Source organism: Antribacter gilvus (assembly GCF_003946865.1).
GTDB classification, from domain to species: Bacteria; Actinomycetota; Actinomycetes; order Actinomycetales; family Cellulomonadaceae; genus Antribacter; species Antribacter gilvus.
The window spans coordinates 1-14755 of sequence record NZ_QXTH01000012.1 but is presented as its reverse complement, the minus strand read 5'-3'; the positions used below and the strand labels follow the sequence as shown (position 1 = coordinate 14755).

Annotated in this window: 14 protein-coding genes; 12 read left to right on the top strand and 2 right to left on the bottom strand. The window is 72.9% G+C overall.

What is annotated here, in order from left to right:
* The first annotated feature begins 44 nt into the window (after positions 1-44).
* The 9 genes from D1350_RS19040 (at position 45) to der (ending at position 9057) form a co-directional block, all read left to right on the top strand.
* Positions 45-1019, top strand: coding sequence for a heme o synthase (locus D1350_RS19040; RefSeq protein ID WP_125777627.1), 975 nt, complete (start codon positions 45-47; stop codon positions 1017-1019).
* Positions 1020-1134: 115 nt separating this feature from the next.
* Positions 1135-1986, top strand: a complete 852-nt coding sequence (locus D1350_RS19035) for an HpcH/HpaI aldolase/citrate lyase family protein (protein ID WP_125777717.1) — start codon at positions 1135-1137, stop codon at positions 1984-1986.
* Positions 1987-2064: 78 nt separating this feature from the next.
* A complete protein-coding gene (locus tag D1350_RS19030; protein WP_240644205.1) occupies positions 2065-3141 on the top strand; it encodes a site-specific tyrosine recombinase XerD in 1077 nt (358 codons plus the stop codon).
* A 188-nt stretch (positions 3142-3329) separates the two neighbouring features.
* Entirely contained in the window at positions 3330-4145 is an 816-nt protein-coding gene (locus tag D1350_RS19025) for a ParA family protein (protein ID WP_125777715.1), read from the top strand.
* A complete protein-coding gene (locus D1350_RS19020; RefSeq protein ID WP_125777626.1) occupies positions 4129-5115 on the top strand; it encodes a segregation and condensation protein A in 987 nt (328 codons plus the stop codon). The genes D1350_RS19025 and D1350_RS19020 overlap by 17 nt, the downstream gene beginning before the upstream one ends.
* A gap of 56 nt (positions 5116-5171) precedes the next feature.
* Positions 5172-5807, top strand: coding sequence for an SMC-Scp complex subunit ScpB (scpB, locus tag D1350_RS19015; RefSeq protein ID WP_420807823.1), 636 nt, complete (start codon positions 5172-5174; stop codon positions 5805-5807).
* A 16-nt stretch (positions 5808-5823) separates the two neighbouring features.
* Positions 5824-6771, top strand: a complete 948-nt coding sequence (locus tag D1350_RS19010; protein ID WP_240644204.1) for a pseudouridine synthase — start codon at positions 5824-5826, stop codon at positions 6769-6771.
* A 17-nt stretch (positions 6772-6788) separates the two neighbouring features.
* A complete protein-coding gene (gene cmk / locus D1350_RS19005) occupies positions 6789-7529 on the top strand; it encodes a (d)CMP kinase (protein ID WP_125777712.1) in 741 nt (246 codons plus the stop codon).
* 4 nt (positions 7530-7533) lie between these two features.
* Positions 7534-9057: a ribosome biogenesis GTPase Der gene (gene der / locus D1350_RS19000; RefSeq protein ID WP_125777625.1), complete on the top strand. Its 1524-nt coding sequence runs from the start codon at positions 7534-7536 to the stop codon at positions 9055-9057.
* Between the two features lie 79 nt (positions 9058-9136).
* Here the strand turns inward: der and D1350_RS18995 are convergent, their stop codons facing one another.
* Positions 9137-9436: a helix-turn-helix domain-containing protein gene (locus D1350_RS18995; protein WP_125777624.1), complete on the bottom strand. Its 300-nt coding sequence runs from the start codon at positions 9434-9436 to the stop codon at positions 9137-9139.
* A gap of 67 nt (positions 9437-9503) precedes the next feature.
* On the opposite strand from D1350_RS18995, the gene map reads away from it, so the two are divergent.
* From map to D1350_RS18980, 3 genes are all read left to right on the top strand, one after another.
* Positions 9504-10316: a type I methionyl aminopeptidase gene (map, locus tag D1350_RS18990; protein WP_125777623.1), complete on the top strand. Its 813-nt coding sequence runs from the start codon at positions 9504-9506 to the stop codon at positions 10314-10316.
* A 66-nt stretch (positions 10317-10382) separates the two neighbouring features.
* A complete protein-coding gene (locus tag D1350_RS18985) occupies positions 10383-11375 on the top strand; it encodes a hypothetical protein (protein ID WP_125777622.1) in 993 nt (330 codons plus the stop codon).
* Between the two features lie 170 nt (positions 11376-11545).
* The gene (locus D1350_RS18980) at positions 11546-12955 is read left to right on the top strand and encodes a pectate lyase family protein (protein ID WP_125777621.1); all 1410 of its coding nucleotides are present in this window, start codon (positions 11546-11548) and stop codon (positions 12953-12955) included.
* Between the two features lie 10 nt (positions 12956-12965).
* On the opposite strand, the gene D1350_RS18975 is transcribed toward D1350_RS18980, so the two are convergent.
* Positions 12966-14543 carry a carboxylesterase/lipase family protein gene (locus tag D1350_RS18975; protein WP_125777620.1) on the bottom strand — a complete coding sequence of 526 codons (1578 nt, stop codon included), beginning with the start codon at positions 14541-14543 and terminating at the stop codon, positions 12966-12968.
* Positions 14544-14755: the final 212 nt, after the last annotated feature.

Sequence of the window (14755 nt, the reverse complement as noted above, 5' to 3'; positions counted from 1 at the left end):
GAACCTTCCCTCCGCGGAACCTCCCGAACGGATGACCGACGCGCGTGACCACGAGCCAGACGACCACCGGCAGGACCTCGCGCACCCGCGAGGGCGGCGCGAGCGACGGGGTCGTCACCGGCGCCCGGCCCGGCACGTGGTTCCTGCGGCGGGCCGGCGCCTACGTCGCGCTGACCAAGCCGCGGGTCATCGAGCTCCTGCTCGTGACGACCGTGCCGACCATGATCCTGGCCGAGGGCGGCCTGCCTGACCTCGGGCTGATCCTGCTCACGCTGGTCGGCGGCGCGGCGGCCGCGGGCTCCGCGAACGCCTTCAACTGCTACATCGACCGCGACATCGACGCGATCATGAACCGCACCAAGCGGCGGCCGCTCGTCACGGGCGAGATCACGCCGCGGGCGGGCCTCGTGTTCGCGACGATCCTCGGCGTCCTGTCGCTCTCGTGGTTCGCGTTCCTGGTCAACCCGGCGTCCGCGTGGCTGACGTTCGCGGCCATCGCGATCTACGTCGTGGGCTACACGATGATCCTCAAGCGCCGCACGCCGCAGAACATCGTGTGGGGCGGCATCGCGGGCTGCATGCCGGTCTTCATCGGCTGGGCCGCCGTCACGGGCGGCATGAGCTGGGCCGGCCTCGTGCTCTTCGGCGTGATCTTCTTCTGGACGCCGCCGCACTACTGGCCGCTGTCGATCAAGTTCAAGAAGGACTACGCGAACGCGGGCGTGCCGATGCTCCCCGTCGTGAGCGACGACAAGCGGGTCGCCGCCGAGATGATCGGCTACACGATCGCGATGATCGCCTGCTCCCTCGCGCTCACGCCGCTCGCCGGCATGACGTGGGTCTACACGGTGGGCGCCGCGGCCCTCGGCGCGTGGTTCCTCTGGTCCACCGTCGCGATGCAGCGCCGGGCCAAGGACCCGTCGCGCAAGCTCGGCGCCATGAAGGTCTTCCACGCCTCCATCACGTACCTCACGCTGCTCTTCGTCCTCGTCGCGGTGGACGTCTTCCTGCCGTTCTGACCCGCAGCGGACCGCGCGTAGCCTTGTGACCGTGACCGTGACCGACCAGACCGACGCCAGCCTTCCGCGGGACCCGCACGCGACCCTGCCGGCGGAGGCCGCGACGACCGTCGACCTGACCCCGCGGCGCGCCGCGCGCGAGAAGTCCCGCGTGGCGCCCGACTACGCCCGTTCCTGGCTGCTGCTCTCCGCGCTGCGTACCGGCGACTTCGACCGCGCCCAGCTCTCCCGCGCCGACCAGGTGATCCTCGACTGCGAGGACGCCATCGACGACAGCCTGAAGGACGAGGCGCGCGACCACGTCATCGCCTGGCTCCGGAGCGGCGGCAGCGCCTGGGTGCGCATCAACGACCGGCACTCCGCCGCCTGGGCCGACGACGTCGCCCTCCTGCGCGACGTCCAGGGCCTCGCCGGCGTGATGCTCGCCAAGACGGAGTCCGCGGACGACGTCGTGGACACCGCCCAGCGCCTCGGCGGCGACGTGCCCGTGGTGGCGCTCGTCGAGTCCGCGGTCGGCATCGAGGAGGCCGTGTCCATCGCCCGGGCCCGCGGCACCTTCCGCCTCGCGTTCGGCTCCGGCGACTACCGCCGCGACACCGGCTCCGCCAACGAGCCCATCGCCATGGCGTACCCGCGGTCGCGCCTCGTCGCGGCCAGCCGGGTGGGCGGCCTCCCCGGGCCCGTCGACGGCCCCACCGTGGGCACCGCCCACGCCCTGCTCCGCGAGCAGTCCGGTGACGCCGTCGTGCTCGGCATGACCGGCAAGCTCTGCCTCGACCTCGAGCAGCCCGCGGTCATCAACGAGTGCTTCGCGCCGTCGCCGTCCGACGTCGCCTGGGCCGTCGACTTCCTCGCCGACTTCGAGGCCGCCGGCTCCGTGATCCGCGACGGGTCCGACAAGCCCCGCCTGGCGCGGGCGCAGGTCATCAAGAGCCGCGCCGAGCTCTTCGGGATCAACCCCTCGTGAACCTGTCGTAAACCCCCATCACGCCCCGCCCGGCGTGCCGCACCCGGCGCGCCGGGCGGGCCTGGGCATGATGACCACGTGCCCGCCGCCCTGACCGAGGTTCCCGTACGCCCAGGTAGCGCCCTCGACCCGTGCCTGCGCGACTACCTCGCGCACCTCCGGGTGGAGCGAGGACTCTCGGCCAACACCGTCTCCGCCTACCGGCGTGACCTCGCCCGCTACACGGCCTACCTGGTCACGGCCGGGCGCACCCGCCTCGACGAGGTGGGCGAGGCGGACGTCAACGCCTTCGTCACGGCGCTCCGCCAGGGGTCCGACGGCGGAGCGCGGCTCTCCCCGTCCTCCACCGCCAGGGCGCTCGCGGCGGTCCGCGGCTGGCACCGCTTCGCGCAGGCGGAGGGCCTCGCCGCCGAGGACCCGTCCGCCGAGGTCCACGCACCCACCCAGCTGCGCCGCCTCCCGCACGCGCTCTCCGTCGACGACGTCACGCGGCTCCTCGAGGCCGCCGGCGCCGGCGAGGGGCCCCTGCCGCTGCGTGACCGCGCCCTCCTCGAGCTGCTCTACGCCACCGGCGGGCGCATCTCCGAGATCGTCGGGCTCGACGTCGACGCGTTCCACCGGGGGTCGGACGAGCAGCGCACGGGCGGGACGACGGCGGAGGGCGACCCTGGCGCCGCCCCACCCCACGAAGTGTCCTCGCTTCGCTCCGGTACTTCGCAGGGGCCCCAGGGGATCGGGCAGCCGGGGGCCGTGGTGCGCCTGCACGGCAAGGGCGGCAAGGAGCGGGCCGTGCCCGTGGGCTCCTACGCGCGGACCGCGGTCGAGGCCTACCTGGTGCGCGCGCGGCCCGCCCTCGCGGCCGCGGGCCGTGGGACGCCCGCCCTCTTCCTCAACACGCGGGGCGCCCGGCTGTCGCGGCAGACGGCCTGGGCCGTGCTGCAGGCCGCGGCGCAGCGCGCGGGTCTCACGGAGCGGGTGTCGCCGCACACCCTGCGCCACTCGTACGCCACCCACCTGCTCGCCGGGGGAGCGGACGTGCGCGTGGTCCAGGAGCTCCTCGGCCACGCGTCGGTGACGACCACGCAGATCTACACCATGGTGACGCCCGACACGCTGCGCGAGGTCTACGCGGCGGCGCACCCGCGGGCGCGCTGATGGGCGGCGCGCCGAGGCTTCCACCTGGCGGCGACGAATCCCTGGGGTACCGTGGCGGCGTGAGCGAGGCACCCATGCGGGAGGGAGCGAGCCAGATGACAGACGCACCGGCCGTCGCAGTCGTCAACACACCCACGGCAGCTCGAAGCCCTGAGGGGGAGATCCTCCGGGACGTCGTCGGCAGGCCTATGCCGACGTTCCCGGTGCCGCCGCCCCTCGCGTCCCACGGCCCCGCGCGCATCATCGCGATGTGCAACCAGAAGGGCGGCGTGGGTAAGACGACGTCGACGATCAACCTCGGCGCCGCGCTCGCGGAGTACGGCCGCCGGGTGCTCCTCGTCGACTTCGACCCGCAGGGCGCCGCGTCCGTGGGGATCGGCGTGAACCCGCACGAGCTCGACCTGACGGTCTACAACCTGCTCATGGAGCGGGGCGTGCGGATCGAGGACGTGCTCATCCCGTCGGGCATCGAGAACCTCGACGTGCTGCCCGCCAACATCGACCTCTCCGCGGCCGAGGTGCAGCTCGTCGGCGAGGTGGCCCGCGAGTCCGTGCTGGCACGCGCCCTGCGTCCCGTCATCGACGACTACGACGTGGTCCTCATCGACTGCCAGCCGTCGCTCGGTCTGCTCACCGTCAACGCGCTGACCGCGGCACACGGCGTGCTGATCCCGCTCGAGTGCGAGTTCTTCGCGCTGCGCGGCGTCGCGCTGCTGGTGGAGACCATCGAGAAGGTGCGCGACCGGCTCAACCCGGCGCTCGAGATCGACGGTATCCTCCCCACCATGTACGACTCGCGCACCCTCCACTCCCGTGAGGTCGTGGCCCGGGTGCACGAGGCCTTCGGCAGCGTGCTCCTGCACTCGGTCATCGGCCGCACCGTGAAGTTCCCGGACGCGTCCGTGGCCGCGGAGCCCATCACCGCCTACGCGCCCGGTCACCCGGGCGCCGCCGCCTACCGGCTGCTGGCCCGGGAGCTCGTGTCGCGTGGCGACGCTGCCTGACACGCTGGAGGCGCCGGCGGAGGACCTCGCCGCGGCGCCGGTCGTCGACGGCCTGCCCGAGCCGCCCGCCCGCGCGGGGTTCCACGTCCACCTCACCAACTTCACCGGTCCGTTCGACCTGCTGCTGTCGCTGATCGCCAAGCACGAGCTCGACGTCACCGAGGTGGCGCTGGCCGCCGTGACCGACGAGTTCGTGGCGCACATCCGCGCCGCCGAGGCGGTCACCCGCGAGGCCGAGGCCCGCGGCGAGACCGTCCCCTCGTGGGACCTCGGCGTGGCCAGCGAGTTCCTCGTCATCGCCGCGACGCTGCTCGACCTCAAGGCGGCGCGGCTGCTGCCCGGCGTGGTCGACGAGGACGCCGAGGACCTGGAGCTGCTCGAGGCGCGCGACCTCCTGTTCGCCCGGCTGCTGCAGTACCGCGCCTACAAGCAGGTGTCGGGCGTGCTCGCCGAGCGCATGGCCGCCGCTGGGCGCCGGGTCCCGCGCCTCGCGCCGCTGGAGCAGCACCTGGCCGCCCTCCTGCCCGAGCTCGTGTGGGACCTCGACGGGGCGCGGCTGGCCGAGCTGGCCGCCCGGGCCCTGACGCCCAAGGTTCCGCCCATGGTGTCGCTGAGCCACCTGCACGGGTCGTCCGTGAGCGTCCGCGAGGAGGCCGGCGTGATCGTGCGACGCCTGCGGCGGGAGCACGTGGCCACGTTCCGGGCGCTGACCTCCGGGTCCGAGCGGCTGGTGGTGGTGGCGCGCTTCCTCGCGCTCCTCGAGCTGTTCCGGGACGCGCTCGTCAGCTTCGAGCAGGTGACGCCGCTCGGCGAGCTGACCGTGCGGTGGACCGGCGAGCCGGACGGTGGCGGCAAGTACCTGGACCAGTCGGGCGGGCCCAGCGAGTTCGACGAGCCCGTGAGCGAGCCGGTGGCGGCTCCCCGGGACCTCGACGGGGCAGGCACCGACAGCTCGGAGGAGGCACCGTGACAGAACAGACAGTGATCTCCGGCACCACGCCCGACGATCTGGCCGGGGCGACGTCCGTGCCCGGCCCGGCCGAGGCCGCCGACGGCACGTCACCCGAGCAGGACACCCTCGTCCTGGTCGACGTGCACTCGCTGCCGGGCGGCGCACCGGCGGCGCTCGAGGCCGTGCTGATGGTGGCTGACGCGCCGGTCCCGGCGGAGCGGCTGGCCGTGGCGATGGACCTGCCGCTGCCCGAGGTGGAGCGCCTGCTGGCCGAGCTCGCCGCCGAGTACCTCGGTGACCTGGGCGGACGTCCGCGCGGCTTCGAGCTGCGCCGCAACGCCGACGGCTGGCGCATCTACTCGTCGGTGGCGCACGCGGACGTCGTCGGACGCTTCGTGCTGGACGGTCAGTCGTCCCGCCTGAGCCAGGCCGCGCTGGAGACGCTCGCCGTGATCGCGTATCGTCAACCGGTCACCCGCGGGCAGGTCTCGGCCGTGCGCGGGGTGAACGTGGACGGCGTGGTACGCACGCTCCTGACCCGCGGCCTCATCGCGGAGATCGGCCAGGACCCCACCACGGGTGCCGTCCTGTTCGGAACCACGGGATACTTCTTGGAGCGGATGGGCTTCTCGTCGCTCGACGAGCTGCCCCCGCTCGCACCCCACCTGCCCGACCTGGACGCACTGGACCAGCTCGGGGCAGACGACTGACGACGGAAAGCAGACGATGAACGAGGATCGCCGCGGCGGGAGCCGCCGCGCAGGAGAAGGCCCCAAGGGCAACCACCGAGGGCAGGGTGGGCCCAAGAAGCCCACCGGCGGAAAGCCGGCCGCCGGCCGGGGAGGCGCCCCGCGGAGCGCGGGGAAGCGCACCGGCGGGCCGCAGCGGACGCCGGGGCAGCGCCCCGTGCAGGACCCGACCGTCCCGATGCGCGACGTCCACGTCGCCGACGGCGTCCGGCTGCAGAAGGTGCTCGCCACGGCGGGCCTCGGCTCGCGCCGCGCGTGCGAGGACCTCATCGCGGGCGGCCACGTCGAGGTCGACGGGATCATCGTCACCGAGCTCGGCGTCCGCGTGGACCCGGCGACGGCGATCATCCACGTGGACGGGCTCCGCATCCAGCTCGACCAGGACAAGATCACGCTGGTGCTGAACAAGCCGTTGGGCGTGGTGTCGTCGATGAGCGACCCGATGGGCCGCCCCACGCTCGCCGACCTGGTCCGCGACCGTGAGGAGCGCCTCTTCCACGTGGGTCGCCTCGACGCCGAGAGCGAGGGTCTCATCATCCTCACGAACGACGGCGAGCTGGCGAACCGGCTGGCGCACCCCAAGTACGAGATCCAGAAGACCTACCTGGTGACCGTCGAGGGCGGCGAGGTGTACCCGCGCGTCGGCAAGCAGCTGATGACGGGTGTCGAGCTCGAGGACGGGCCCGCCAAGCTGGACAAGTTCCGTGTCGTCGACGAGGTCCCGGGCCTCACCATGGTCGAGGTGGTGCTCCACGAGGGCCGCAACCGGATCGTGCGCCGCATGTTCGAGTCGGTGGGTCACCCGGTGACCCGGCTCGTGCGCACGCGGATCGGCCCCATCCCGCTGGGCGACCTCAAGGCCGGGCGCTACCGCGTCCTGGGCCGCGTGGAGCTGGGCACCCTCATGGGGGCTGTGGACCTGTGACGCAGACCGAGGGGAGCATGGGCGTGGGGATCGTCGTCGCCATCGACGGGCCGTCGGGATCGGGCAAGTCGAGCGTCTCGCGCGCCGTCGCCCACGAGCTCGGCCTGGCGTACCTCGACACGGGTGCGATGTACCGGGCGGCCACCGTGTGGTGCCTGCAGCGCGGCGAGGACCTGACGGACCAGCACGCCGTCGCGCACGCCGTGCGCGTGATGCCGCTGGTCATGGGCCTCGACCCCGCCGAGCCGGGCGTCGAGGTCGAGGGCCGCGACGTCACCGACGCGATCCGCACCACCGAGGTCACGGCCGCGGTGTCGGCGGTGGCCACCAACCTGGAGGTCCGCGCCGAGCTCCGCCGCCGCCAGCGCGCCGTCGTCGAGGCCGAGTCCGGCCCCGGGGCGACGTTCTCCGGCGGACGCGGCGTGGTCGCCGAGGGCCGCGACATCACCACGGTCGTGGCGCCCGACGCCGACGCCCGGATCCTCCTGACCGCCAGCGAGGAGGCGCGCCTGCGCCGCCGTTCGCTCGAGGTGCACGGAGCAGCAGACGAGAAGGCCGTCGAGGCCACCAAGGACCAGGTGCTGCGGCGCGACAGGGACGACGCGACGGTGTCGCAGTTCCTCGTCGCAGCCGACGGCGTGGTGACGGTGGACTCGTCCGACCTGGACTTCGACCAGACGGTGCAGGCGGTGCTCGGGGTCGTCACGCAGATGACCGGCCGCGAGCAGGCCCCGGCACCGTCGACCCTGGGAGAATGAGCACATGAGCCACGACGCACCTGACCTGGTCGACTCCGTCGACACCCCTGACGGCGCGCCGGCGGACCCGACCGAGACGCTCGTCGAGACCGAGGAGGAGGCCGCGCGCGAACGTGCGCTGCGTGCCGGACTCGAGGACTTCGAGCTGGACGACGAGGACCGCTCCCTCATCGACGGCGAGTGGGACGCCGACGCCGGGCGCGTGCCCGAGGCGCCGCTTCCCGTGCTGGCCATCATCGGCCGCCCGAACGTGGGCAAGTCCACGCTCGTCAACCGCATCATCGGCCGCCGCGAGGCGGTCGTCGAGGACAAGCCCGGCGTCACGCGCGACCGCGTGAGCTACCCGGCCGAGTGGTCGGGACGCGAGTTCCTGCTGGTCGACACCGGCGGCTGGGAGGTCGACGTCGCCGGGATCGAGTCCAAGGTCGCCGAGCAGGCGGAGGTCGCGATCTCGCTGGCCGACGCCGTGATCTTCGTCGTCGACGCCACGGTGGGCGCCACGGCCACCGACGAGCGGGTGGTGGCGCTCCTGCGCCGCTCCGGCAAGCCGGTGCTGCTGTGCGCCAACAAGGTCGACGGACCCTCGGGCGAGGCGGACGCCGCCTACCTGTGGAGCCTCGGCCTGGGCGAGCCGTTCCCCATCTCGGCCCTCCACGGCCGTGGCATGGGCGAGCTGCTCGACGCCGCGATGAAGATCCTGCCGACCGTCTCCGGGCACGGCACGGCGCGGCCCGCGGGCCCGCGCCGCGTGGCCCTGGTGGGCCGCCCGAACGTCGGCAAGTCCTCGCTGCTGAACAAGATCGCCGGCTCCGAGCGCGTCGTCGTCGACGAGGTCGCGGGAACCACGCGCGACCCGGTCGACGAGCTGGTCGAGCTTCGCGGCATCCCGTACTGGTTCGTGGACACGGCAGGCATCCGCCGTCGCGTGCACCAGACCAAGGGGGCCGACTTCTACGCCTCGCTGCGCACGCAGGCCGCGATCGAGAAGGCGGAGATCGGCGTGGTCCTCGTGGACGCGTCGGCGCCGCTGACCGAGCAGGACACCCGCGTCATCTCGCAGGTGGTGGACGCGGGCCGCGCCCTCGTCATCGCCTACAACAAGTGGGACCTGATGGACGAGGACCGTCGTCCGTACCTGGAGCGGGAGATCGAGAAGGACCTGGTCCAGGTCACGTGGGCGCCCCGCGTCAACGTCTCGGCCCGCACCGGCTGGCACACGGACAAGCTGGTCCCGGCGATCGAGCGCTCGCTCGCGTCGTGGGACACGCGCATCCCCACGGGCAAGCTCAACGCGTTCCTCGGTGAGCTCGTGGCGGGGCACCCGCACCCGCTGCGCGGCGGCAAGCAGCCGCGCATCCTGTTCGCCACGCAGGCGTCCACGCGGCCGCCGCGGTTCGTCATCTTCGCGACCGGCTTCCTCGAGGCGGGCTACCGCCGGTACATCGAGCGCCGCCTGCGTGAGACGTTCGGCTTCGAGGGCACGCCCATCGCGATCAGCGTCCGCGTGCGGGAGAAGCGCAAGCGCTGACGCTGCCCGACGGCGCCCAGGGGTCACCTTCCGTACGGAAGGTGACCCCTTCGTCGTCGGCCCCGGCTCGGGGACCGGGTCAGGAGGCCAGCCGCGCTCGGGTGGTGCGCCCACCGGCGGGTGCGGCGTCGCGCTCGGGCTGGTTGACCTCGGCCCACACGGCGTCGAGGGAGAGGCCGAGGACGTCGGCGATCGCGGCGATGGTGGAGAAGGCGGGCGTCGCCACCCGGCCCGACTCGATCTTGCGGAGCGTCTCGGGGGAGACGCGTGCGTCCAGCGCGACCTCGAGCATCGAGCGGTCCGCACGGGCGCGACGGAGCAGCGCGCCGAGGCGTTGTCCGCGTTCGATCTCAGCGGGAGTGAGGGGCAGCCTGACCATGGTTCCAATTCTAATCCCGGGATAGTATGACCGGTATAGTTATTGGAGCGGTAGAGAGAGGCGTCGCATGATCGAGATCCTGAACCCCGCCGAGGTGGCCCGCGCACGGGACACCGGTGCCCTGGTGGGCGGCATCCTGCAGGCGCTGAGGAGCCGCTGCACGGTCGGCACCAACCTCCTGGAGATCGACCGGTGGGCCGCGACCATGATCGCCGAGGCCGGGGCGCAGTCCTGCTACGTCGACTATGCGCCGTCCTTCGGGCGCGGACCGTTCGGTCACCACATCTGCACGGCCGTCAACGACGCGGTGCTCCACGGGATGCCGCACGACCAGGCGCTCGCGGACGGCGACCTGCTGACCCTCGACCTCGCCGTCTCCCTGCGCGGGATCGCCGCGGACGCGGCGATCAGCTTCGTCGTGGGCGGGTCACGGCCGCCGGAGAGCGTCGCGCTGATCCGCGCGACCGAGCGCGCGCTCGACGCAGGGATCGCCGCCGCGGTTCCCGGGGCGCGGGTCGGCGACGTCTCCCACGCGATCGGGACCGTCCTCGCCGAGGCGGGCTACGCGATCAACACCGAGTTCGGTGGCCACGGCATCGGGTCGACCATGCACCAGGACCCCCATGTCGCGAACTCCGGACGGCCTGGCCGGGGATACGTGCTGCGACCCGGGTTGCTGCTGGCCCTCGAGCCCTGGGCCATGGCGGACACCGACAGGCTCATCACGGATGCCGACGGGTGGACGCTCCGGAGCGCGACCGGGTGTCGCACGGCGCACAGCGAGCACACGATCGCGATCACGAGCGAGGGGGCCGAGATCCTCACGCTCGCACCCCGGTCCGAAACTTCGGCCGCGGGTCATGTGATGGTCGCCCAGTAGTCATGTGGTGTGTCCTGTTTGTCCGGAGGATGGTGGCTGTTTGCCAACCCGGACCGAGGAGGACACATGCTCGACCGAAGGATTCTCGCCGTCGCCGCCGCTGCGGCGCTCGCCGTCGTAGGGACCGTCCTGCCCGCCGCGCCCGCGCAGGCGGTCGCCTCCCACGCGCAGCTCGCGCTCCGCTGGGCCCCCGTGCACCACCAGGACGTGGACCAGACGGGCGACCACGCGCTCGGCGGCCGAGCGGACTACGTCACGCGCATCGACTTCGACGGCGACTGGACCGCCCGCGACAACTGGGACGACGCGGCTCGGGCGGGCGTGTCGTTCGCGGCGGTGTCGTACTACTCGGTCGTGGAGACGTCCACGCACTGGTACCTGACCTACCTGTTCTTCCACCCGCGCGACTGGGTGGACCAGCCGTTCGACTCCGAGCACGAGAACGACGCCGAGGGCCTGCTGCTCGCCGTCGAGAAGGACGGCTCGACGTACGGCGTGCTGCGCGGGGCCGTCACCGTGGCGCACACGAACTTCTACTCGTACACGCCGTCGGGCAGCACGTGGAGCTCCGGCAGGGAGTCGGTGGACGGGACGCTCAACCTGGCCGCGTCGCCGGTGGACGGCCTCGCCCACCCGGTCACCGCGCAGGAGGCCAAGGGTCACGGCCTCAAGGCTCACCCGCAGTACCAGATCAACGGCGACGGGGTGGTCTACTACCCGTCGACCGTGTCCGAGGCGCCGTCCGGCCCGAACGACCGCGACGTCCGCTATGCGCTCGTGGACATGCTCGGCGCCGACGGGCTGTGGTCGCGTCGTGCGGATGCGGGCCTGTTCGCGAGCCATGGCGCGTTCGCCGGCGACACCTCCGGCGGCTGTGGCTCGGGCACCTTCGGCGGCTGCGGCACCAACTCGGCGAACGCCCCGTGGGGCTGGGACGACGGCGACGACCTCCCCGCCCGCGGCGAGCTCGCGACCGACCCGGCCAAGCTGGTGGCGGAGTACTTCACGATCCCCGGGACGTTCTCGCGGACGTACGTGTCGAACCCGTACCGCGGCTGACGGCGCGCGCGCGTGCGTGCGAATCGTTGCCGAAAAGGATTGAGGACCCGCCTAATCGATTTTGGCGCCCCGTTCCGCTTCCATCGATGTAAAGGCCGTCGTACCGTCGGTCGGCGAGGCTGGTAAGCGCTTCCACCGCCTCGGACCGACTCTCACCCTGAGGGGGATCAATGAAGATCGGAAAGGTCAGCGCCACGATGCGAGGACTGCGGATCGCCGTTGCGGGCGCCATCACGCTCGCCCTCGCCGGCGCAGGTTTCGCGGCCCTGCCGGCGAGCGCGGCAACCGTCGACACGAGCGCGTACTACGTGCTCGTCAACCGCCAGAGCGGCAAGGCCATGGAGGTCGCGGACTGGTCCACGGCCGACGGCGCCGTCGTGCAGCAGTGGACCCGGAACGACGGCGCCTGGCAGCAGTGGCGGTTCGTCGACTCCGGCGGCGGCTACTACCGCCTGCAGAACCGGCACTCCGGCAAGGTCCTCGACCTGTGGGAGTGGAGCACCGCCGACGGCGGCGGGTTCCGCCAGTACACCGACCTCAACGGGTACAACCAGCAGTTCCGCCTGGTCGACTCGGAGGGCGGCCGCGTGCGGCTCGTCAACCGGCACAGCAACAAGGCGGTCACCGTCACGGACCGCTCCACGGCCGACGGCGCCACCGTCACCCAGCTCACCGACGGCAACCAGTACAACCAGCAGTGGGAGCTCGTCCGGGTGGGCGGCTCCACGAACCCGCCCGCCACCGGGCTCGCGGGCTGGGCGGCGCAGAACGGCGGCACCACCGGTGGCGGCGGTGCGTCGGCGGTCACGGTGACGTCGGCGTCGGCGCTCACGAGCGCCGTGTCGAGCGACAGCGCGAAGGTCGTGCGGGTCTCGGGGAACATCTCGTGCAGCGGGATGATCCGCGTGGGCTCGAACACCACCGTCGAGGGCGCGTCCGGCGCCCGGATCACGGGCTGCGGCCTCAGCATCGTCGGCGAGCGGAACGTCGTCGTCCGCAACCTCCGGTTCGGCGGCTGGGACGACGACGCGATCAACATCGAGACGTCCACCAACGTCTGGGTGGACCACAACACGTTCGGCATCGGCTACGACGGCTCCGTCGACACCAAGCGCGGCTCGGACTACGTGACGATCTCGTGGAACCACTTCGACGGCCACGACAAGAACTCGCTCGTGGGCCACTCCGACAGCAACGGGTCGCAGGACCGCGGGAAGCTGCGCGTGACCTACCACCACAACTGGTTCGACGGCACCAACCAGCGCAACCCGCGCGTCCGCTTCGGCAACCCGGTGCACGTCTACAACAACCTGTACTCGAACGTCGGCAGCTACGGCGTCGCGTCCACCATGGAGGGTGGCGTGCTCGTCGAGGGCAACTACTTCGAGAACACCAGCGACCCGTTCCACCTGGGTGAGGGCAGCTCGCCCGCCGGCACCCTCGTGGCGCGGAACAACCACTTTGTGGGATCGGGGAGCGGCCAGACCGGCGGCTCGGTGAGCTCGATCCCCTACTCGTACACGCTCGACGCGGCCTCGTCGGTCAAGTCGATCGTGTCCGCTGGAGCCGGTGCCCCCTGACCGTCTCCTGTCATACCGACGGCCCGCGCCGAACGCCCCCGGCGTGGGCCGTCGTGCGCTCCGAGGCCCGGCCGCGGCCCCGGCGGGCACGTGGCACCCGGCGCGGGGCGACGCCCGCGTAGGCGTCGGGTACGTCCTCGACCGGGACGTCGAACACCCGGGCGACCCGCGTGCCGTCGTCGTACCGGGCCCAGCCGGGGTCGCCCTGCACCGCGAACGCGACGGCGCTGCCGTGCACGGCGTCGGCGAGCTCCTGGGGCGGGGCGGCGCCGGCGATCGCCGGGACGCCCGGCGCGTCGAGGCAGTCGTAGAAGAACGGGACGTCCAGGCAGTGGGCCGCCACGCCGAGCGCGGGGGAGGGCCACGCGAAGCGGTACAACCAGGTGGGTGCGGGGGAGCGGACCTCCGCGACGAAGGGCGCCGGCGTGCGGAACAGCTGGTCCGTCACGTACTGGCCGAGCACGGCCGCGGTGCCCCGCCGCCGGAGCTCCCCGTGCGCGGCGAGCCAGGCCGCGCGGCCGGCCGACATCCCGATCGCGCGCAGGAGCGGGCCGGGAGGGACGAGCCGGAGCAGGTGCCGTGCGCTGTCGAGGGCGTTGACGAACTCCTCGTCGGTGGTGCCGAGGACGAGCGGCACGTCGGAGCCGGTCCCGGCGGCGAGCGAGTCCAGCGTGGGCCGGGGGACCAGGTCGTCGTCGACCGTGGGGCCGAACGACAGCCCGTCGTCGAGCATCCTCGAGAGGATCGCGACGGGGTTGCGCCCCTCGGGACGCGAGGCCCGCCGCTGGAGCGCGAGGACCCGCTCCTCGCCGAGCGCCGACAGCCCGGCCCGGGTGGGCGGCACGCCGCCGAGCCGCGCCAGGCGCCGCCCGAGCCGTTCGGCGTTCTCGGCGGGCACCACCGTCGAGACCGCCGACATCGCGTACGCCTGGTGGAACAGGCCGCGGGCCGCGGGCGTCCCGAGGAGCGTGAGGACAGCGCCGCCGCCCGCCGACTGGCCCGCGACCGTCACGCGCGCCGGGTCCCCGCCGAACGCCGCGACGTTGTCGCGCACCCACGCGAGGGCAAGGAGCCAGTCCCGGACGCCGCGGTTCGACGGGGCGTCCTCGATCCAGCCGAACCCGTCGAAGCCGAGGCGGTACGAGATCGTCACCACGACGACGCCGTCGCGGTTGAACGCCCGGCCGTCGTACCAGGGGCTGGCGGGGGAGCCGGCGTAGAAGCCGCCGCCGTGGATCCAGACGAGGACGGGGAGCCCTTCGCCGGGCGGGGCGGGTGCGGGGGAGGGTGTGAAGACGTTCACGTTGAGCGTGGACGGGCCGGGCACGCTGGGCTCGGGGATGAGCGTGACGCCCGGGTCGCCACGCTGCGCGGTGGCGCCGTGCTCGAGCGCGTCACGCACCCCCGGCCACGGCCGGTGCGGCACGGGCGCGGCGAAGCGGAGCGCCCCCACGGGCGGCTCCGCGAACGGGATGCCCAGGAAGGCCGCCGACGACCCGCTGCTCCCGGGGTCGCCCCGCCACCGGCCGCGGACCCGGCCCGCGACGGTGCCGGCCTCGACGGGCTCGCCGGTCGTGGTCCGGTCCATGGGCGGCCCCCTCCGCTGGTGCCGGGCGGGCGGCGCGCGCCGGCTGCCCCGAGCCTACGTTCGGGTGTGGACGATCGGCAGTTCGGTGCGTGATCGGTAGTTCGAACTGCCGATCATGCATGTGATGTCTCAGGACATCGTGCGTGGTTGTGTCTCGGGACATCGTGCACGGTGTGGTGTCTCAGGACATCGTGCACGGTCGGGTTTGTCAT